The sequence below is a fragment of the Macrococcus sp. GL_134 genome (assembly GCF_057834705.1).
Genome location: NZ_CM174409.1, coordinates 250,348 through 269,563, shown reverse-complemented (window position 1 = coordinate 269,563; position 19,216 = coordinate 250,348). Strand labels below are relative to the sequence as shown.

The following is a 19,216-nucleotide window of genomic DNA, read 5'->3' as shown; positions in this document are numbered from 1 at the left end:
TCATCACTTCTCCATTTCTATGCTGATTTCAAATCCTGTCACTGTGTCTAAATAACGCAGCATTCCGCCTAATTTCTCAATTCGACTGCTGATACTTTTCAATTCGGTATCAGGATGAGCCAGTCCTTTTCCATTATCTTTAAAAATCAACAGCACATGTTCATTGAGCTCTTGAAGATCAAGATAGACGTAATCAGCATCGCTATGTTTTATGACATTATTGACTAGTTCGCGGATCAGCATGACAAGTTCATGGTTCTGCTCTTCGTCCATTGTGGAGACTTGCACTTGATAATCGAATGTAATGCCGGCGTTTTCAAGCAGTTGTGACGCCTGCTCCACTTCTTCCTCTATCGTTGCTCTATTGACTTTGTCAACGATCGAACGCACAGAAAATAACGATGATTTGGCGAGTGCATTGATTTCTTTAAGTTCCGCTTTTGCCATAGTCACGTCGTGATCTACTAGTTTTTCTGCCAGTTCGGATTTGACAGACAATGTACTGAACACCTGACCAAGTGAATCATGAAGATCCTGTGAAATTCTGCTCCGTTCGAGTTCTCCGGCCATCAAGGCAAGTTCTTTATTTTTGTCGTTCAATTTCTGCTGCAGCCGGTTCTGCTGTGCAAAGAAATCATTGGACAGCAGCATCATTCCGGCAAGAACAATAAATGGAATCAAGTTAAAGCTCACATTCTGTATGTTGATCTGTACAATGACCACATTTACGATGAATGAACCGATTAACAATAAGCCGTATAACGACGTCACCTTCTGATTAAGTCGAAATGCCAGTATGCTGACAGGAAAGAAATAAAATAAGATACATCCTGGATCGATAAAATGTGTAAAGTAGCTGATACTCATAAGCAGTATCAGCCACATTAAGACAAGGGACTTATGTTGACATTCCATGAAATAAAAAGTGCAGATAATATAGATGACTATCGCACTCCAGTCTAGTATACCGTCCCATATTGACGTCGGATGAATAGCTGACGACATTGGAAATATGAGAAAGACTAACGCTGATACATAATTGGCAATATGCGCACCGAGACGCTGATTCATCAAATCACTTCCGTTCGTTTTCTGATCCACATTGCTAATATAACAAATACAGCACCGTACAGTAACATAATACCGATGGAGTGATACGGATAATGAACGCTGAAGAGTCCTGCTGCGATATTCTTAAAGTGATAAGTCGGTGTTGCATATGCAATCGGCTTCAACCAATCCGGGAATGTCATTACCGGAAACCACAGTCCGCCGAGCATCGCGAGCCCTAAATAAAGGACGTTCGCCAGCACTGACATTTTCTGTGTATCTTTGAACTGAGCAAGCAGCAGTCCGAATGTGAGGAAGATAAATCCACCGAATAACAGTGCCGTGTAGCAGCCAATCCATTCCATGAAACTCATCTCTACACCTTTATAGAAACGACCGACAAAAAAGACTACAGCAATCGCAATCATATACATCATCATAATTTTAATGATTTTACAGACGTAATAGATGAATGGCTGCAGCGGTGTTCTGAATAATGCCCGGCTCCACCCTTCTTTCTTGTCATTGATCATCTCAACTGGAAACGTAAAAAGTGCAAAGCTTGTCAGACTGAACGTTGTCATTGACAGCATATAATCTCTCACAAAGAACTTCTGCATCTCTTCATCAGGCAGCTGCGTCATTGACGAGAAGATGATAAAGAATATAACCGGCAAAAAGATAGAGAATATAAAGATGCTTTTACGCTTCGTAACATCGATGAGTTCATATGTCATCATGGCTTTAAACTGTTTCATGTTGATCATCCTCCACTACTTTAAATACGCTGTCGAGCAATGAAACATTGCTGATTTCAACGTTCTGGAACGATACTTGACGAGCCATTAACAGCGCCATCAGCTGATCGATATGCTCTGTTTCAATCATGATATATTGTGAATCTGCCGCTACTTGCCTGCTCAATGACTGAATGTCTTGTACAAAATCATTATATTTAATCGGTAAAATCACATGTTTAATAGCATTTTCACTACGGATGGCTCTCGGTGAACTGTCACGAACAATCTGTCCTTTGTGCATCAGAACAACACGGTCTGCAAGAGTTTCCACTTCTTCAATATAATGAGACGTAAAGAGAATCGTCTTTCCTGAAGCCTTCAGCTCGGCAATCAATTCGTAAAATTGACGTCTTGTTGATGTATCCATACCCACTGTTGCTTCGTCCAGAATAATGAACTCAGGATTTCCTGTTAGGGTGAGTGCAACATCCAGAATCCGTTTTTGACCGCCTGATAATTTTGAGGCTTCTGTTTTCATCAACGTATCATCAAACAGCGTTATTGATTTGATGTCTTCGACAGACATCGGTGTGTCGTATAGATTTCTGAATAATTCAATGATTTGATACGTCTTCATATGAGGAGTGAAGTAGGTCTGCTGATAGAGAACACTGGTCTTCGTGTGATCCATAATCAATGACTGTCCTTCTATAGAACCATCTGATAACTTCTTGTTACCAAGCAGCATATCAATCAAAGTCGATTTACCTGCCCCGTTCGGCCCGACAAGTGCAATAACGTCACCTTGATGGATCTCGAGGTCAATACCGGACAAAATGCTGCGTCCTTTAATTGTTTTTGAAACGTCTTTCAATGTAATCATGTGCAACGCCTCCTTAAGTTCATTAAACACTAATCCTCAGAACGAACACAGTCACATCTGTCATGACTGTTACATGACATTTGTCACATGCTGTTCATTTTATAGTACAATATGAATGAATAACTACCACTCATCTGGAGGCCTTTATGAAAATTGAACATATCGCGATGTATGTGTGCGAACTGGAGTTAATGAAAGACTTTTACTGTACGTATTTCAATGCAACAGCTCACGAGAAATATCACAATCCTAAATCAGGACTGGAGACGTACTTCTTAACATTCGAAGAGGGTGCACGTCTAGAGTTAATGACGCGTCCAGATATGGGAGAAGATCATGAAGGGTTATGGCATCTCGGTTACACACACCTTGCGATGAGCCTCGGCAGCAAGCAGGCAGTGGACGAGTTGACAGAGCAGCTCGTGATGAACGGTTGTGCACTTGTCAGCCCACCACGGATTACTGGGGACGGCTATTATGAGAGCTGCATCAAAGATCCTGAAGGCAATCAAATTGAATTAACGGTATAAAAAAGAGGATGCAGCCGCATCCTCTTTACATGATAATCACTTGAACCACTGCTATTTAATCATTGATCCCCCATTCTATCGACATCTATGTTTTAATAGTAGTACCTAACAGAAAAAGGAGATTGAATGATGAATTTAGGAAACTTTTCGTTAAGTCTGGAAGTGAAGGATATTCATGCTTCACTGGAATTTTATAAAAAGCTCGGCTTCAAGCAGAGCATGGGCGACCTTAATCAGAAGTGGTGTGTCGTCAAAAACGGCGACTGTACGATTGGACTCTATCAAGGGATGTTTGATAGTCATATGATGACCTTCAATCCAAAATGGATGTCGAATTTCCAAGAAGACAAAGACGCCCCGGATATCCGTGACATCGAATCTCAACTGCGCGCTGAGGGGATAGAACCGTTGAAATCATTTGAATATGATACAACTGGGCCTGCTCACTTTGTCATTGAAGATCCCGATGGTCACACCATTATGTTTGAACAACATTTATAGACTGACTCAGGAGTGGTAATATGTTGTATTTAGTCATTGCTTTATTGATCGGGGTCGGTATACCTGTACAGACAGCGATCAACTCACGGTTGCGGAGTTATGTGCTGTCTCCTTTCGTCGCATCCTTCATTTCATTTTCGACGGGGATGCTGTTCCTTGCGATAGTCACACTGGTGACTAAACAGACGCTGTTCTTCCCTAAAGAGCTGTTCACTTCACAACCCGCATGGATCTGGATAGGCGGGTTGCTCGGTGTCGTTGCACTGACAGGCAATATTCTGCTGTTCCCTAAACTCGGCGGTGTCCAGACGGTGCTGCTGCCGATTATGGGGCAGATACTGGCAAGTATGCTGATCGATAGTTTCGGATTATTCAACTCACCGGTCCAGCCTTTCACACTGCTCCGCGGCATCGGTATAGCGGTGTTAGTACTCGGTCTCATCTGTATTGTACTACTGCCCAATATGATGAGCCGCAGAACATCCCATGAACCATCCACTGAAAACAGTAAGCTGCCGTATCAATTATTCGGTATTGGTGCCGGGATGTTAATGGCAACTCAAGCTGCAGTCAACGGCCATCTTGGCAGCGTCCTGAATTCACCCATTCATGCAGCCTTTATCTCATTTTTAGTGGGTATGATCGTATTGTTCATCTTAGTGACAGCCGTCTTTAGAAAGCTCAGTAATGTCAAACTGGCATTTGGCTCCGGCAAACCTTGGTGGATTGTCACCGGAGGACTTCTCGGTTCCATGTTTGTCATGGGGATGGCCGCATTAGTTCCTGTTATCGGAACAGGGATGGCAGTCATTCTCAGCTTATTCGGTCAAATTCTATGCAGCCTATTGATTGACCGCTTCGGTCTACTCGGTGCTAAGAAGACAACGATTACACCAGTACAGCTGCTAGGCATTGCCTTGATGGTCGTCGGTGTCATACTTGTAGAATTGTTCTAAAAAACTGACTCCTTTTTTATATTAGAAGGATTCAGTTTTTTGGTTGCTGCAGAAACTGTTCGAGCTTCGCTTTGTCTTTACTCATGTCTTTCACTTTCATCTTCAGCTCTTTGTTCAATGATTTTTCTGTGAATCGATATGTTTTCTCAGTTGATTTCACTTCTACATAGGACAAGTTGCCGATTAATCCTACTGCCAGCGCACTGATACGTTCGGCTGTCTCCTTGCTGAACTGGTCTGTAATATTACTGTAACTGACGGTCAGGCCGTAAGAATCAGTGGTCGTATGGAGTTGTATCGTATAATCACCAAGCTCTCTTGCGCCTGCTTCTCCTAGAATATTGATGACTGCACTGTTATTTCCGACATGCCCTGACTTCCAGTCCCATAATGCATCTACATTGGCTGCCTTAATGTCACTGCATCCTGCAAGTATCACTACGACAACAAGACTACTCATCATTCTCTTCATACGCCCGTCCCCTTATATTGATTTCATTATAACGGCTGACCTGTTATGACAGCAATTTTTAGGACATCAAAACATTTCGTTTAATAATTCCGTTGTATCGTGTACCATAAAAGAAATGAAATGAAGGAGGGCACTCATGTCGAATCAGACAAAAGGCATACTGCTGATTATATGCGGTACCATATTTTGGGGGACCGGCGGCACAGTGGCTGAAATACTGTTCAAAGATTATGGTCTTATCGTCAATGATTACGTCAAACTGCGGTTGCTCGTCAGCGGTGTATTGCTGCTCATACTGGCATCTATTAGAAAGCAGCCGGTCATCGCACCATTCAACAATAAAATCACGGCGCTTCAGATGGTCATCTACGCCATTTTCGGCATGCTTGCTGTCCAGTATACTTATATGGCATCCATTCAAGCAGGTAACGCTGCTGTCGCTACACTCTTACAATATCTAGCACCAGTAGTCATTCTTATGTTTGCTGTGTTGATGAGAAAAAAACCATTTAAATGGCAGGACCTGCTGATCGTCACAGTGTCGATGTTCGGAACATTTCTGTTGTTGACAAACGGCAGTCTGAAATCATTTGAAGTAGCATCTTCTGCTGTCTACTGGGGTCTGCTCAGTGCGATCGCTGCTGCATTCTATATTATGTACGCCGGCAACCTCTTCAAACATGCACCGTCGCTTGTCGTGGTCGGCTGGGCCATGCTGATCGGTGGAATAGTCATGAGTATGATCGACCGCAGCTGGTCATTTAACTTTCTTTCGCTTGATAGCCGTGGTTATGTGCTGTTATCCATTTCCATCATTGTCGGGACGATGCTTGCCTTCTGGCTGTATCTTGAGAGTGTCAACTACATGCAAGCTGAAATCGTCGCCCTGCTCGGCTGTCTGGAACCATTGACCGCGGTCATACTCAGCGTCATCTGGCTGAATGCATCATTCGGCCTCATGCAGTTCGTCGGCATGCTGATTATCTTCAGTATTGTCATCTATTCCTCTATCCGGCAAGACACTAAAACATCCTGAAGATTTCTTCAGGATGTTTAGGCTGCTATTTCTTTTTATCGTTCTGCGGTAATGTATTATGAAGTGATTCAGGAGGATTTTTAAGTTCAGGTACTTCGCCTTCAAAAGGAATCTTCTCTACATATTTGAATTCACCATCTCCTGCAGGCGTTGTGCCTTCTGCCCATGAGCCGAGACTGCTCTCTTCTGAGCTGGCAGAATGGTTGTATAATGAGAATGCAATGTCTGTACGTTCTTTTGAACGGTCAAATGTCGAAGGAACAATTTTACCTTCAGCTGCTTCAAGTTCAGCGATCGCCTGCATCCACAAGTTCTGGTGGAAAGAATCGCGGGCAATCAATACGGCAAGCATATCTTTCAGGCCAGGATCATCAGCCATCTCGTAAATACGTACAGCCTGTATTCTACCTTGAGATTCAGCGTTTAAGTTGGCACGGAAATCAGCCAGTAAGTTGCCACTTGAAATAATATAGCTGCCCATCCATGGGTTGCCGACGCTGTCAGCTGGACGCGCGTTTAAGCCTGAAACAATCGCATGCTGCGGATTCATCCCTGCTAAAATCGAGCCGACTACTGGATCTTTCGCTGCAGATTCCTGATGCTTAATATCAGTACCTTCCAGCAGGCGTCCTACCATTGTTGCCAGCATTTCAATATGTCCTAATTCTTCAGTACCGATATCAAGCAATAAATCTTTGTATTTTTCATTGCCTTTACGGACGCCCCATCCTTGGAACAAATACTGCATCGCTACGCTCATCTCACCAAACTGTCCACCGATTAACTCCTGGACTTTCTTCGCCATTAAAGGATCAGGTTTCACCGGCTTCGCTTCAAATTGTAAGTGTTTGTCATGTAAGAACATTTGAGTAACCTCCTAAATTGAATTGATTATACTCTTTGAACATACCTCTACATGCAATAAATAAACATCACGCATTCAAAATACATAAATTTTACAGAACTTAATATCTCATATATAAAAATGATTAACTCGGCTTTCATAGCAGGAAGCTGAGTTAATCATTTTTCAAGCTATAGGTTTTTAACTAAAATCAGATCCGTCTGTTCATCGTCACCCATAAAAAATGAATGTCTTCCTTCTGACACAAATCCCATTTGTTTATAGAAGGCCAGTGCCTGCACGTTGTGTTCCCAGACACCGAGCCAAATACGCTGTTTGTTATTTGATAACGCAATTGAGACGGCTTTATCAAACAAATATTTGCCGAGCCCTTTTCGATGAAACGCCTGCAGCAGATAAACTCTCTCAATCTCTAATGCATCACTGCCCATATCTTCAGTCTGTGCCTCATTCATATTCACCTTCAAATAGCCGGCTAATTGATCATCGGCATACACAAAATAAAACTGAGAATCAGGATGTTGAAGTTCACGCATTAATTTTTCGGAATGATAGGCATGCCTTAAGTAAGCCGTCATATTCTCTTCTGAATTGTGTTCATCAAATGTCTCTCGGTATGTCTTAATACTGAGCTGCTGCAGTTCTTCTACATGTGCTGTAGTCAATCGTTGTAATGTAATCGGCATCCAGAATCACTCCTTATATACAGTTGAATGGTCGTTACAGCGTCTATCATTAAATGCTGTTGAATCACTTTCGTTTTGCAAAATAAATTAAATAAAGTAAGCAGATAGAAAGTGCTCGGTTTCTTTTGGTTTTCCTGATAAATATTTCTTGCCGAATTCATCGAGCAGTCCATGAAACTCTTTTGCGTCTTCAGTCGTAAAGTCTGAAGGCAGTGTTATTTCTTTTTTGAAGCGGTTGTAATTTTCTGTATGGCTATAGCCGAGTTTCGCGTACAGTCTTCTCGTATAACTATCTGGAATAAATTCTACACGATGAAACAAATAGACTAATAACACGTCTGCTGTCTCAGGTCCAATTCCATGGAGTTTGAGGAGTTCATTTCGTAACTCTTCTCCAAAATGCTGTGATAATTGATGATAGTCGAAGTCGTATTCAGCTAACCAATTAAGCAGTGTGCTGATTGCTTTTGCTTTGCTCTTATAATAGCCGCTCGGTCTGATAAGTTCTTCCACTTCAGAAGAAGTCAGTGCTGCCAGCCTTTGATGGTCAAATGCTGTTAGCTGCCGAATATTATCAAGCGATCGTACGACATTATTCCAGTTGGTGTTCTGGACTAACAGCGCGCCGATCATCATCTCGATTTCATTATTGGCCGGCCACCACCCTTGCGGTCCCATGTTATGGAGAAGTATGTCATATAATTCTTTTGTTTCAAGCTTCATTCAATCACCTTTTATTATTGAAGTCGTTTGTCAAGCCAGTTAAGAATCGTATTCAACGTCTGATCTTGTAGTATATCATCTAACAGTATGTGTCTTCCTTTTTTTACGAGGTAGAAAGTTTTGTCTTTACTGTTCACTCTATTGATAAAGTCTGTTGTATTTTTATGACTAGCAGATTGATCATCTGTGCCATGAATGACCAGCAGTGGACTTACTATTTGGTTGTAACGAGAGAGATTGTCCCGTGATACTTTGATATCACTGCTCGCTGAAATCCACGGCAGTCGTTCAGACACGAGCATCGGATCCTGGTCAAGTTTTTTTATGTTTTCTTCTTTTGCAGTCATTTTGTCGGAACTTTGCGACGGAACAGGCAGTTGTCTTTTAGGTATTAATTTAGCGAACCATTTGACAATACTTCGGCCAATGATATTTACCCGGTGTTCAAATGATGGAGACAGTAAAATGGCGCCCTCAACATTATCCTGACTTTCAATTAAGCTGGTTACGACTACTAATCCACCAATAGAATGGCCTAAAAGAAAAAGCGGTGACTTGTCTTTCAGTGCTGCTCTTGCTGCCGCAAAATCTTTAACCGCCTGTTCCACGTCTGTACGTCCTTTATCACCAGGTGATCTGCCGCTTCCGCGCATGTCAAATGCATAGACAGTGACACCAATTTTCAATAATTCCGGTATGATCTGATTATTCTGGTGTACGAATCGTTCTGCATAGTCACCCCATCCATGCTGAAGCAGCAATATTGCCCGCTCGTTACCTGCATGCCATACATAACCTTTAACACCTGTACCAATGTCCCATGATTCACTTTTAACGTCATTATGATTCAATCCTATTCCTCTTTTCGATCGGGTGAGATATTTTATAGCATAAAGCTGTTAACATTGATTAAAATATTGATATTAAGTCACTATTTAGTCTTTATTACACGATAATAAGGTATACTTTGACTAAATATCATTTTAGGAATGAGGGATTTTGATGAACATCTCTTCAATGCTTAAATTAATAGACACGTACATTATATCGGGTGACTATCAGATAGAACTATTTGATGAACTGACACCTCATATCGTGACGATGTATCAAAATATTACTGAACATAGCATTTTTATGCTTAAATCGTCTCATAAGTCCGCTTACTATGCTGAACTCGCTATTGAAAAAAAGCCGGTTCTTATTATTTCAGATGCTGCCATTGAAGAGAGTCCTATTCCAGTCGTCGTTGTCAGTGACTTTGCGGCTGCAGCCAACCAGCTGATAGCAGCGTTATACGACGATTATATTTCCAGCTTGAAATTTATTGCAGTGACAGGTACTAACGGTAAGACTACAACTGCGCATATGATAGCAAAACTATTGTCGTGTATGGGTCAAAAAACAGGAATCATTGGTACATTAGGTATTTTTGATAATGAGTACAATGAAATCGAATTAGATTATTCTACCCAGACCACACCGATGTATTTCGAATTGGCTGAGATCATCAAGTATTTTGCTGAACAAAATTATGATTATATCGTTTATGAAGCAACGTCTATCGCTCTTGATCAAAGACGAACTGATTTCATTACTAATGACCTTGCCATTTTCACTAACTTCAGTGCGGAACATCTTGAATACCATGGCACAATCCATAACTACCTTGAAGCAAAATTAAGGTTGGCTGAGTTAAGTAAAGACCAACTTGTGAACATGGACACAGAAGAATATCACGTCATCGCAAAAGGACCGTATCATTTCTCCAGCAAACATAACAGCTACTATCAGTTTAAATTATATGATGATTTTATCGATCTAACATTTGGCGATGAGCACAAAAGGCTATATTCGTCAGTTTTTGGAGAACATAATTTTATTAATTTATCGACTAGTATTTTTGCGCTTCATAAATTAGGATTTCAAACCGACCTACTGCTTCAATATGCAGCAGAGATAAAACCACCTGTCCATCGTTTTGAGCGTCTGACGGTTCAAGACTATCAGTTCATTCTTGATTTTGCCCATACGCCTGTTGCAGTTAATGAATCGATTCGTAACGCGATGAAGTATGCGCTCAGGCGTGATAAGAACTTAAATGTGATGGTCACTGGTATCGGTCTAAGAGGGTTTGAGAAAATTATTATGACAGTTAAACAGTTGCCTTCAGGTATCCATCAATTGATGCTTGCTGCAGAACAAGTAGGTTATGAAAGCCCTGAACAAATTGTCGCTACCATGACGCAGCATTTACCAGCCTATTATGATGCCGAAGAAGTACTCTCATCAACTTCTAGAAAACAAGGCATCGCCCAGCTGATTGAAGTAACTGATTCAGCGACTGATATTATTTTGTTGACGGGTATCAATGAACCTCAGCATGTCAAAGGTCAGACTATTGATCATGACGACCAGTCTTATATCAAATCGTTATTACAAGATATTTAATGAAGAAGCAATGATGCGCTGGTCATCACTGCTTCTTTTTTCTATCTTTTTAAATGCGCTTTAAGGTCTTCATCAGATAACAGCACTCTGCCATTATGGTGCTGCTCAAAAGCATAGCCTAACTGCAGTACTTTTTCGTCTTCGTTCATTTCACCTGTGATGGTCAGACCGTGAGGGGACCCGTCTTGATCAAGCCCGAGCGGAATAGTAATCTGTGGATACCCCGCAACTGCAGTGACGATAGTGCCTGAGTAATCCAGATAAGCGATGCTGTCTAATTGATATTGATCAATCAAGTCGTCGTAATGGCGCGCAGCATTGTCAATCATTTCATCAATAACTGCTTGATCTTTCTCTGTACCAGCGGCTTTGATGACGTGACCTTGACCGTATTTACCTCGGTTCGCCATATCTTCTTTGTTATAAGCGATGAGATCATCCAATGTATTGAATGGTAATTGATGTTTTTTTGTATATTGTTCAACATCTGGACCAAATTCAGCATTAATAATCGGTGCGTTATCAATATTAGCTGTGTCAAATTCAAGTTCAATGACGTCTGCTCCCGCTTCACGTAATGAATTGATGGCTGCCTGAGTCATCTCATGCTTATCTTGAATCACTCCAATGCGTTTGCCTGTCAAAGTCCCTTGACGGACATCATCGATATCAATCCGTTCTAATCGGTCAGCTGCAATAGCATTGTAGCAGTATACTGCGTCAGTGACCGATTTAGTAATAGGCCCTACTACATCAAGTGAGGATGCCAGCGGGAAGACACCTTCGCCTGCTGTTTTGTGGATGCTCGGTTTGAAACCGACTGTTGATGTGTAGGCAGCCGGTGCAGCAATAGAACCCGTCGTCTCAGTTCCAAGTGCCAGCGTACCCATATTCGTTGTCATACTTGTACCAGCCCCTGAACTTGACCCAAGGGGTGACAGCTTAAGAGGGTTATACGGATTGACCGTCTGACCGTGTTTAGAACTATACCCGCTCGGCATTTTCGGTGACATGTAGTTCGCAAGCTCTGACAGATTCGTCTTAGCAAAGATGATAGCGCCGGCTTCTTTCAGACGTTTTACAACATCTGCATCCTCTTCCGGTATGAAATCGCGCAAAATATGCGTACCGACACTTGTTATCATGTCATCCGTATTAATGTTTTCCTTCACTGAGACAGGAATCCCGAACAGCACCCCTTTTTCGACGACTGGCGACGCATCACATTCGCGGGCGAGTTCCATTGCTTTAGGATTCACCTCTGAAATTCCATTGATCCCTTGTTCGACTTGATCAAACGTCAAGATTCGGTCTAAATAGAAGGCCATTAAAATTTCATAGTTCAAATCATTATTTCTGATGGCTTCTTGGATTTCTTCAACGTTGCGGTCGATGATGAATTCAGCTTTGGCACGAACCATGTCCATGTTCACATCTTCCAGCTGTTGTTCGATTGTTTTAACTAGACGCTCTCTATTGTACATGGCGTACGATTCTTTAGTGGTCTTGGGTTCTTTCTTTTGTGCGGTTGTAATCCCTACTGTTGCTGCCAATGCTGCAATACCTACTGCAGCACCGATGGCTATGTTCTTCTTATTCACATCTGTTCCTTCTCTCATAAATATTATAGTTTGATTATTCATTCCCTAAAACTGATGAAGCAATCATTAAATGATGTCGCTTGTTGGCTCTAGCGGCCATCATACGACTTACGATCAGTCATTATCAATCCAGAATCGTCTGACTTTCTCGTTATTTTCCTTTGTAAACGATACATCTTCAACGCCGCCGTTTTTAATGATGACTTGTGCCGAACTGAGGTTATCTTCATCACATGTGACCAGGACACGATTCACTCCGATGTCTCTTAGAAAGGCCAGACTGCGCCTTAAGATATCCGTCGCGTACCCTTTTCCTCTATGAGCCGGCCCTGTACCATAACCGATATGTCCACCGCGTGCTAGTAATGCTTCATCGAGTGTATGCCTGATATTTCCTGCACCGACGATACTGCCATCAACAAATAAAAACAGTGTGGTGTTCTTGACCCAGTCTTTACCACTTTCTCGGAAAGCCAATGCGTCAATCAATGTCTCAAATGTGTCGTAACGATCATAGTCAACCGCACTCGGTACGAGCTCTTCATCCTTATTCCAACTCTGGATGTATGTCATAAATGCCTGCTCGTCTTCTGTCGTCAGTCTTCTAAACTCAATCATTGTAACCTCCTCCAGCCATCATATACAGAATTTTATGATAATATAATCATATCAATAAACTACAATTTGCGAAATGAGTGATTGACATGATTAGATTTGATAATGATTATACAGAAGGTGCTCACCCTTTAATATTAGAAGAACTCATGAAAACAAATACCGAACAGCTTCCTGGGTATGGTGAGGATGACTACTGTCAACTTGCTGCAAACTATATTAAGCAGCATTGTCAGAACGAAGATGTAGATGTTCACTTCATGGTCGGCGGCACTCAAGTGAATACAACGATTATTTCAGCGGTTCTACGTCCCCACCAGGCAGTACTCTCTGCTGACTCCGGCCATATCGCTGTCCATGAAACGGGCGCGATTGAGTCGACCGGCCACAAAGTACTGGAACTTACCAATACAGAAGGCAAGATCAGTGCTGAACAGATTCAAGCCTATGTAGAGAACCACTGGGACGATCCTACGCACGAACATATCCCTCAGCCGAAACTCGTCTATCTGTCCCAGCCCACTGAACTTGGCACATTATATACAAAAGCTGAACTGCAGGCCATCAGAACAGTCTGTCTCGATTACAACTTGTACTTAATGGTCGACGGTGCACGTCTCGGTTACGGGATGGCCGCGAAAAATAATGATGTGACGTTGCATGACCTCACTGAGTTAACAGATATGTTCTACATCGGCGGCACGAAAGTCGGAGCGATGTTCGGTGAAGCAATTGTCATCAATCACGATGCACTGAAAGAAGATTTCCGGTATATTATGAAGCAGCGCGGCGGCATGCTCGCAAAAGGACGTTTCCTCGGGCTGCAGTTCAAAGTATTATTCGAAGACCATCTATATTTCGATATTTCTGACCATGCTATCCAAATGGCAGAACTGCTGCTTGAAGCATTCAAGGAAAAAGGAATCAGGCTGCAATATGATTCACCGACGAATCAAATATTTCCGATACTGCCCGATGACAAAATCAAATCTCTTCACGAAAATTATTCGTTCTATGTCTGGGAAGATGCAGGCGACGGTCAGAAAGCCGTCAGAATTTGTACCAGCTGGTCGACTAAAGAAGAAGACATCAAACAGTTTATCACCGATTTATAACAGACAACCCTTTCCTCGAGCGGAAAGGGTTTTACTGATTATATTCTTCTTTCATCAATGAAAATATCCAGTCATCGTGAATAATATCACCATTTCCTTTGACACAGTGACGCAAGGTGCCTTCGTGCGTAAAACCAGCTTTTTCAAAGAGATGCTTCGATAGATCGTTCCCTTTGAAAACACGCGCAGAAATAACGGCTTTACCTTCGCGTCTGAACAAATGATCAATCATTCCTCGGAGTGCTTCCTGCATATAACCTTTACCCGCATACTGTTCATTCATATTATATGAAATCATCTCACTATTCACGTTATACCTCAAAGCATCCGGATATGAATCGATCATTCCAATCATAGCTCCTTCTTTCAGTGAAATGACATTCATCGTTCCCTCTTTGATCAACTGTTTGAACTCATCCAACCCTTCGTCCTTTGTCACTGGAGGCATCGGATTATACTTCAAAAATGGCGCGCTGTTACGAATCGTCAAACAGTCTTCGAAGTCGGTCAGGTCACCTTTTCGAATGATCAATCGTTCGGTTTCAAATAGTATCATCTTTGTGTTCCCCTTTTACCGTATAGAATCAGGACAAATCGCTTACATTTAATATGACACATTATTTTTAATTAGTATGTGACACTAAAATAAAAATGACAATGAAAAATTATGAATCGTTATTCAATCATCAATCCAACGATTTATCTAAAAAACACCTCCCTATTAACTAGAGAGGTGAATTAACGGATTCTTAAATCAGATTCCTGTAGTTTTATCCGCCGTGCTGTTGATTCTTTGAAGATTTGCTCCATCTTGTGAGCATCATCTTCCTGTATGGCAGTCTTCAGTTCTTTGAACGCTTCTTCAAACCGTTCGATATAAGTGATTAAATGATCTTTGTTGTTCATAAAGAGTTCGGGCCACAGCTTCTCATTCATATTCGCAATACGCGTCAAGTCACGATAGCTGTCGCCGATGAAGCGGATGGTTTCATGTGACCGGTCGTCACTGTTGATCAAAGCGACAGCAATCGCATGAGTCAGCTGACTCGTATGCGCAATCATCTCATCATGTGTATCGGCGTCGGTCATCGTCACCCGCTTGAATCCTAAATCGGATAGAAACGCTTTGAACCATTCAATGTTGTCTGGATCATTATCTTCAGTCGGTGTAATGACATAGTTGGCGCCTTCAAAGACACTTGCATCTGCATACTCAAACCCCCTTTTTTCACGGCCGGCCATCGGATGCCCGAATATGAAATCGACTTGTTCAGGGATGACGTCAGCCATCGATGCAATGACCGTGCGCTTGACGCCTGTTGTGTCAGTGATGATCGCTCCTGCCTTGAAGTCATCTTGATGTGTGCGGACGTAATGCTTCATCACTTCAGGATAGAGTGCAAATATTACAAGGTCTGCCTGCTGCAGTATAGTTTCATTCACAGTCTCCCCGTAGTCAATAAAGCCCTGTTCCTCTGCCAGTTTCAACGCTTCATGATTCGTATCAATCGCCATAATCCGATGACTGTTATCGTGATGGCGTATCGCTTTTGCGAATGTTCCACCTATAACGCCCAGTCCTACTATTGCAATATCCATTCTGTCACCTCTAAATATTTTAATGGTTTAAAGCGTAACAATAAATGATATTTTTGGCAACTGTTATGATGCACTCTGTACTTGCTGCAATTTCTTCTCAAGCAGTCTGAAATCAATAATGCGCGCTTGACGATGAATCTCTCGCCCTTCAAAGAATACAAGAACGACCGGTGCTGCAAACAAGCTCAGCTGACCGACCGCTTCTTGTACTTGGTCGGCGCGAAGTTCATAAGCAGGTACTTCGAGAGCGTCCACTATCGCTTGTACTTTCGGATAATCTGCATGACATACCGAACAGCCTGCTGTCGATACATATATCAGCACGAGCGATTCTGTTTTAGTGACTTGCCGCAGTTCATCATAGCTTGTCAGTTCATTCATCGAATCCCCCGCCTTTGATATGAATAGGTTTTAACTTACTCTCAATTTCAATTCTATCGTCTTCAAGAAATGGCGGCAGAGATAACTGTTCCCCTAAAGTCTCCTCCGGTTCATTTTCCAGAAATCCTGGACCATTAGTAGCAAGTTCAATGACAATCCGTTCAGGCGTTGTAATATATAGCGACTTAAAGAAGAATCGGTCAATAACCGGTGATGTCATCAATCCATTATCACGCAGCCAGATCAGCCATTCTTCAAGTTCAGCTTCATCTTTGACCTGCAGTGCAATATGATGCATACTTCCTCTTCCCGGCCGCTCTCTCTCACTTGGATTATGTTTCACGTGGAGCTCATCGCTGCTACCTCCTCTATTCGCGCTATATACATGCACTGTGTCATTGGTCACCGGATGAACAAATGAAGGTTCAATACGATAACCGAACAAATTGATAAGCATTTCTTCGAAGCTTTCGTGATCGCTGACGTCCAACTGAAACGGACCGAGTCCCGCGATTTGATACTTCGTTGGTACAGGACTGTTGTCCCAACGTTCATAGTGCGGCACATATGTTTCTGATGCGTCACTGACCAGCGCCAGTCTCTGCTGATCAAAATCTTCAAATTCAAGCGTCAGTCTACCATTGATGACAACAGGTTCTTCGTAATTCACATTGAATTGATCAAACCGATTCTTGAAATAATGAATTGCTTCATCACTCGGCACACGCAGTGAAATACATGTAATACTATCTGACCCTCTCCACGTATGACCAGCAATCGGAATTTCAAAGAACGTAATATCCGTCCCTTCATTGCCGATTCTGTCACCGAAAAATAAATGATACATATCTGGACTATCTTGATTGACTGTCTTCTTCACAAGTCGCATTCCAAGAATTTCTGCATAAAAATGATAATTGTCTGACGCATTCTTCGTAATACCAGATGCATGATGGTGTCCTAATATTTGTCTCATATCTTACTCCTTCGATTTACTTAGTATAAAAATTATACCACGTTGTCCAAAGATTTTCTTCACTGAAGTTTCAGTGAGCGCAATCATCATAAAAAAACACCATTCAAGCAATTGCTGGAATGATGTTTCATGACTTATTGTGTGATTTCAGCTGCAGCTGGATGTTTGACCACGACTTCTTCCTTGCGCTGTCTAAGCAGCAGTAAGCCGTTCAAAATGACAAGAATCGTTGATCCTTCATGGAAGAGCACCGCTGTCGGCAGCGTCAGCACACCGAAGATATTCAGTAGAACTAAGATGACAATGACTGATAACGAGAAGACCACATTCATCATAATTTTACGGTTCAATCGCTTACTTAAGTTAAAACTATAGAGTAATTTCAATAGATCACTTTTTACGATAACCACATCTGCTGATTCCATCGCAACTGACGAGCCGCTTCCCATCGCGATACCGATATCCGCACTCGCTAATGCCGGTGCATCATTAATACCGTCACCAATCATGCCGACCAGTTTGTGATTCTTCTGACTGTCAGTGACATAGTTGATTTTGTCTTCAGGCAGACATGACGGAATATAACGCTTGATCCCTACTTCCTCAGCGACTTTCTTCGCTACTTGTTCGTTATCACCTGTCAGAAGAATAACATCAATGTCCTGCTGCTGAAAGCCGGATACTGCTGACACTGACTCTTGACGCACTTGGTCAGCAAGTGAGAAGTAACCGACGATGTCGTGCCCTTTGCTGACAAGAACAGTCGTCTTCCCTTCAGCTGCTTTTGCCTGATAATGATGACGATCATTATAACCTGCAAATGCTGACGGCTTACCGACTTTAATATCCCCTTTCACAAGACCGGAAGCTGTCTTCTCTTCTACAGGCTGTGTCTGATCAACCGTGTCGAGATTAAGCGATTTGAATCCCGCGACGATGGCCTGTGCAATCGGATGGCTGGACTGCTGTTCCATGTAAACAACTTCTTTTAGAACGTCTTCAGACACTTCATAATCTGTCACTTGAAATTCACCGAGTGTCAATGTCCCTGTTTTGTCACTGTATAATACATTCATTCTGCTGAGTGCTTCCATCGCTGCGCCGCCTTTGAATAATACACCATTTTTCGCACCATTACTGATTGCACTTAATGTTGCAGGTGTCGCTGATGCAACCAGTGCACATGGGCTGGCAACAGTGAGCAGCACCATACCTCTATAGAAAGCTTCCTGGAATTCCAGTTGATTGAAATAATACAGAATGAAGATGAAAATCGGTACCGCAATCAGTACACCAATGACATACTTTGATTCAATACGGTCGATGAACTTAGAAACGTTCGATGGTCGATTCTGTGCTTCTTCAACCATTTTGATGATGTTGGAGAAGACAGTTTCACTGCTTAATTTATTAACTGTTAAATTGAATACATTACCTTCGTTAATTGTGCCGGCGAACACTTCTGTCCCGGCTTCTTTTTCAACTGGAACTGCCTCACCTGTTAATGCTGATTCATTGACCATTGCTGTACGATCTGTGACACCATCAATCGGAATTTGTTCACCTTTTGACACGACAACCGTATCACCAACTATCAATTCGCTGGTCTCTACTTCTATAATTTCACCGTTTGGTTTTAGGACGTGTGCAGTATCCGGCACTTGCGCCATCAGTTCTGAAATTGCATTCGTTGATTTGTTTGACGCATAATCTTCCAGTGCTTCGGCACCCGCAAAGATTAAAAGCAGCACAGCACCTTCAGATTCATAGTTGATGACTACAGCACCAAGCGCCGCAAGAATCATCAGTAAGTCGACATTCGGTGACTTCGATTGAATCGTTTCAACGACTGCTTCTTTTGCTGCAAAGAATCCTAGGAAGAAAATCGCAATATAAAATGAAAACCGTCCTAAGTTATCATTCACTCCAGATAATATAAATCCTAATATCGTAAATAAAATGCCGGCAAGCAGGAATTGGCCTTGTCGTGATTTCATCAAATAACTAAACATATGAGTTCCCCCTCATGAATTCAGTAA

At 42.1% G+C, this 19,216-nt stretch carries 21 protein-coding genes; 6 read left to right on the top strand and 15 right to left on the bottom strand.

What is annotated here, in order from left to right:
* Window positions 1–3 precede the first annotated feature (3 nt).
* From AC3IPL_RS01515 to AC3IPL_RS01505, 3 genes are read right to left on the bottom strand one after another with little or no spacing between them, the layout of a single operon-like run.
* Window positions 4–1,071 (bottom strand): sensor histidine kinase, encoded by a 1,068-nt coding sequence (locus AC3IPL_RS01515; protein WP_489241301.1) that lies wholly within the window; start codon window positions 1,069–1,071, stop codon window positions 4–6.
* Complete coding sequence (locus AC3IPL_RS01510) at window positions 1,071–1,808, bottom strand: ABC transporter permease (RefSeq protein ID WP_489241300.1); 738 nt, start codon at window positions 1,806–1,808, stop codon at window positions 1,071–1,073. The genes AC3IPL_RS01515 and AC3IPL_RS01510 overlap by 1 nt, the downstream gene beginning before the upstream one ends.
* A complete protein-coding gene (locus AC3IPL_RS01505) occupies window positions 1,795–2,673 on the bottom strand; it encodes an ABC transporter ATP-binding protein (protein ID WP_489241299.1) in 879 nt (292 codons plus the stop codon). Before AC3IPL_RS01505 ends, AC3IPL_RS01510 begins: the two co-directional genes overlap by 14 nt.
* A gap of 146 nt (window positions 2,674–2,819) precedes the next feature.
* Here AC3IPL_RS01505 and AC3IPL_RS01500 point away from each other — a divergent pair, with 146 nt between their 5' ends.
* From AC3IPL_RS01500 to AC3IPL_RS01490, 3 genes are all read left to right on the top strand, one after another.
* Window positions 2,820–3,203, top strand: coding sequence for a VOC family protein (locus tag AC3IPL_RS01500; protein ID WP_489241298.1), 384 nt, complete (start codon window positions 2,820–2,822; stop codon window positions 3,201–3,203).
* A gap of 126 nt (window positions 3,204–3,329) precedes the next feature.
* Window positions 3,330–3,704 carry a VOC family protein gene (locus AC3IPL_RS01495; protein WP_489241297.1) on the top strand — a complete coding sequence of 125 codons (375 nt, stop codon included), beginning with the start codon at window positions 3,330–3,332 and terminating at the stop codon, window positions 3,702–3,704.
* A 20-nt stretch (window positions 3,705–3,724) separates the two neighbouring features.
* A complete protein-coding gene (locus tag AC3IPL_RS01490) occupies window positions 3,725–4,660 on the top strand; it encodes a DMT family transporter (RefSeq protein WP_489241296.1) in 936 nt (311 codons plus the stop codon).
* 31 nt (window positions 4,661–4,691) lie between these two features.
* Here AC3IPL_RS01490 and AC3IPL_RS01485 read toward each other — a convergent pair whose 3' ends face one another.
* Complete coding sequence (locus AC3IPL_RS01485) at window positions 4,692–5,132, bottom strand: DUF4825 domain-containing protein (RefSeq protein ID WP_489241295.1); 441 nt, start codon at window positions 5,130–5,132, stop codon at window positions 4,692–4,694.
* Between the two features lie 136 nt (window positions 5,133–5,268).
* Between AC3IPL_RS01485 and AC3IPL_RS01480 the strand changes: the two genes are divergently transcribed.
* Window positions 5,269–6,168 (top strand): DMT family transporter, encoded by a 900-nt coding sequence (locus tag AC3IPL_RS01480; RefSeq protein WP_489241294.1) that lies wholly within the window; start codon window positions 5,269–5,271, stop codon window positions 6,166–6,168.
* Window positions 6,169–6,193: 25 nt separating this feature from the next.
* On the opposite strand, the gene AC3IPL_RS01475 is transcribed toward AC3IPL_RS01480, so the two are convergent.
* The 4 genes from AC3IPL_RS01475 to AC3IPL_RS01460 form a co-directional block, all read right to left on the bottom strand.
* The gene (locus AC3IPL_RS01475; RefSeq protein ID WP_489241293.1) at window positions 6,194–7,033 is read right to left on the bottom strand and encodes a manganese catalase; all 840 of its coding nucleotides are present in this window, start codon (window positions 7,031–7,033) and stop codon (window positions 6,194–6,196) included.
* Window positions 7,034–7,203: 170 nt separating this feature from the next.
* A complete protein-coding gene (locus AC3IPL_RS01470; protein ID WP_489241292.1) occupies window positions 7,204–7,719 on the bottom strand; it encodes a GNAT family N-acetyltransferase in 516 nt (171 codons plus the stop codon).
* 87 nt (window positions 7,720–7,806) lie between these two features.
* On the bottom strand, window positions 7,807–8,442 hold the full coding sequence (locus AC3IPL_RS01465; RefSeq protein ID WP_489241291.1) for an endonuclease III domain-containing protein: 636 nt from the start codon (window positions 8,440–8,442) through the stop codon (window positions 7,807–7,809).
* Window positions 8,443–8,456: 14 nt separating this feature from the next.
* Window positions 8,457–9,293, bottom strand: coding sequence for an alpha/beta fold hydrolase (locus AC3IPL_RS01460; RefSeq protein ID WP_489241290.1), 837 nt, complete (start codon window positions 9,291–9,293; stop codon window positions 8,457–8,459).
* Window positions 9,294–9,444: 151 nt separating this feature from the next.
* Here AC3IPL_RS01460 and AC3IPL_RS01455 point away from each other — a divergent pair, with 151 nt between their 5' ends.
* Window positions 9,445–10,890 carry a Mur ligase family protein gene (locus AC3IPL_RS01455; RefSeq protein ID WP_489241289.1) on the top strand — a complete coding sequence of 482 codons (1,446 nt, stop codon included), beginning with the start codon at window positions 9,445–9,447 and terminating at the stop codon, window positions 10,888–10,890.
* 41 nt (window positions 10,891–10,931) lie between these two features.
* On the opposite strand, the gene AC3IPL_RS01450 is transcribed toward AC3IPL_RS01455, so the two are convergent.
* Entirely contained in the window at window positions 10,932–12,491 is a 1,560-nt protein-coding gene (locus tag AC3IPL_RS01450; protein WP_489241288.1) for an amidase family protein, read from the bottom strand.
* 114 nt (window positions 12,492–12,605) lie between these two features.
* Window positions 12,606–13,109, bottom strand: a complete 504-nt coding sequence (locus tag AC3IPL_RS01445; RefSeq protein ID WP_489241287.1) for a GNAT family N-acetyltransferase — start codon at window positions 13,107–13,109, stop codon at window positions 12,606–12,608.
* A gap of 86 nt (window positions 13,110–13,195) precedes the next feature.
* Between AC3IPL_RS01445 and AC3IPL_RS01440 the strand changes: the two genes are divergently transcribed.
* Complete coding sequence (locus AC3IPL_RS01440; protein WP_489241286.1) at window positions 13,196–14,221, top strand: threonine aldolase family protein; 1,026 nt, start codon at window positions 13,196–13,198, stop codon at window positions 14,219–14,221.
* Window positions 14,222–14,252: 31 nt separating this feature from the next.
* Here the strand turns inward: AC3IPL_RS01440 and AC3IPL_RS01435 are convergent, their stop codons facing one another.
* The 5 genes from AC3IPL_RS01435 to AC3IPL_RS01415 form a co-directional block, all read right to left on the bottom strand.
* Complete coding sequence (locus AC3IPL_RS01435) at window positions 14,253–14,777, bottom strand: GNAT family N-acetyltransferase (protein ID WP_489241285.1); 525 nt, start codon at window positions 14,775–14,777, stop codon at window positions 14,253–14,255.
* A 182-nt stretch (window positions 14,778–14,959) separates the two neighbouring features.
* Window positions 14,960–15,820, bottom strand: coding sequence for a prephenate dehydrogenase (locus tag AC3IPL_RS01430; RefSeq protein WP_489241284.1), 861 nt, complete (start codon window positions 15,818–15,820; stop codon window positions 14,960–14,962).
* Between the two features lie 63 nt (window positions 15,821–15,883).
* A complete protein-coding gene (locus tag AC3IPL_RS01425) occupies window positions 15,884–16,201 on the bottom strand; it encodes a thioredoxin family protein (protein WP_489241283.1) in 318 nt (105 codons plus the stop codon).
* Window positions 16,194–17,177 (bottom strand): VOC family protein, encoded by a 984-nt coding sequence (locus AC3IPL_RS01420; RefSeq protein WP_489241282.1) that lies wholly within the window; start codon window positions 17,175–17,177, stop codon window positions 16,194–16,196. Before AC3IPL_RS01420 ends, AC3IPL_RS01425 begins: the two co-directional genes overlap by 8 nt.
* A 134-nt stretch (window positions 17,178–17,311) precedes the next feature.
* Window positions 17,312–19,189, bottom strand: coding sequence for a heavy metal translocating P-type ATPase (locus tag AC3IPL_RS01415; RefSeq protein ID WP_489241281.1), 1,878 nt, complete (start codon window positions 19,187–19,189; stop codon window positions 17,312–17,314).
* Between the last annotated feature and the right edge of the window lie 27 nt (window positions 19,190–19,216).

Excerpts from the sequence above, each read along its gene's own strand:
- AC3IPL_RS01495 (WP_489241297.1), top strand. The coding sequence starts at position 3,330 with ATGATGAATTTAGGAAACTTTTCGTTAAGTCTGGAAGTGAAGGATATT.
- AC3IPL_RS01515 (WP_489241301.1), bottom strand. The coding sequence starts at position 1,071 with ATGAATCAGCGTCTCGGTGCGCATATTGCCAATTATGTATCAGCGTTA.
- AC3IPL_RS01480 (WP_489241294.1), top strand. The coding sequence starts at position 5,269 with ATGTCGAATCAGACAAAAGGCATACTGCTGATTATATGCGGTACCATA.
- AC3IPL_RS01445 (WP_489241287.1), bottom strand. The coding sequence starts at position 13,109 with ATGATTGAGTTTAGAAGACTGACGACAGAAGACGAGCAGGCATTTATG.
- AC3IPL_RS01420 (WP_489241282.1), bottom strand. The coding sequence starts at position 17,177 with ATGAGACAAATATTAGGACACCATCATGCATCTGGTATTACGAAGAAT.
- AC3IPL_RS01440 (WP_489241286.1), top strand. The coding sequence starts at position 13,196 with ATGATTAGATTTGATAATGATTATACAGAAGGTGCTCACCCTTTAATA.
- AC3IPL_RS01430 (WP_489241284.1), bottom strand. The coding sequence starts at position 15,820 with ATGGATATTGCAATAGTAGGACTGGGCGTTATAGGTGGAACATTCGCA.
- AC3IPL_RS01505 (WP_489241299.1), bottom strand. The coding sequence starts at position 2,673 with ATGATTACATTGAAAGACGTTTCAAAAACAATTAAAGGACGCAGCATT.
- AC3IPL_RS01510 (WP_489241300.1), bottom strand. The coding sequence starts at position 1,808 with ATGAAACAGTTTAAAGCCATGATGACATATGAACTCATCGATGTTACG.
- AC3IPL_RS01435 (WP_489241285.1), bottom strand. The coding sequence starts at position 14,777 with ATGATACTATTTGAAACCGAACGATTGATCATTCGAAAAGGTGACCTG.
- AC3IPL_RS01415 (WP_489241281.1), bottom strand. The coding sequence starts at position 19,189 with ATGTTTAGTTATTTGATGAAATCACGACAAGGCCAATTCCTGCTTGCC.
- AC3IPL_RS01455 (WP_489241289.1), top strand. The coding sequence starts at position 9,445 with ATGAACATCTCTTCAATGCTTAAATTAATAGACACGTACATTATATCG.
- AC3IPL_RS01470 (WP_489241292.1), bottom strand. The coding sequence starts at position 7,719 with ATGCCGATTACATTACAACGATTGACTACAGCACATGTAGAAGAACTG.
- AC3IPL_RS01465 (WP_489241291.1), bottom strand. The coding sequence starts at position 8,442 with ATGAAGCTTGAAACAAAAGAATTATATGACATACTTCTCCATAACATG.
- AC3IPL_RS01425 (WP_489241283.1), bottom strand. The coding sequence starts at position 16,201 with ATGAATGAACTGACAAGCTATGATGAACTGCGGCAAGTCACTAAAACA.
- AC3IPL_RS01485 (WP_489241295.1), bottom strand. The coding sequence starts at position 5,132 with ATGAAGAGAATGATGAGTAGTCTTGTTGTCGTAGTGATACTTGCAGGA.
- AC3IPL_RS01475 (WP_489241293.1), bottom strand. The coding sequence starts at position 7,033 with ATGTTCTTACATGACAAACACTTACAATTTGAAGCGAAGCCGGTGAAA.
- AC3IPL_RS01490 (WP_489241296.1), top strand. The coding sequence starts at position 3,725 with ATGTTGTATTTAGTCATTGCTTTATTGATCGGGGTCGGTATACCTGTA.
- AC3IPL_RS01500 (WP_489241298.1), top strand. The coding sequence starts at position 2,820 with ATGAAAATTGAACATATCGCGATGTATGTGTGCGAACTGGAGTTAATG.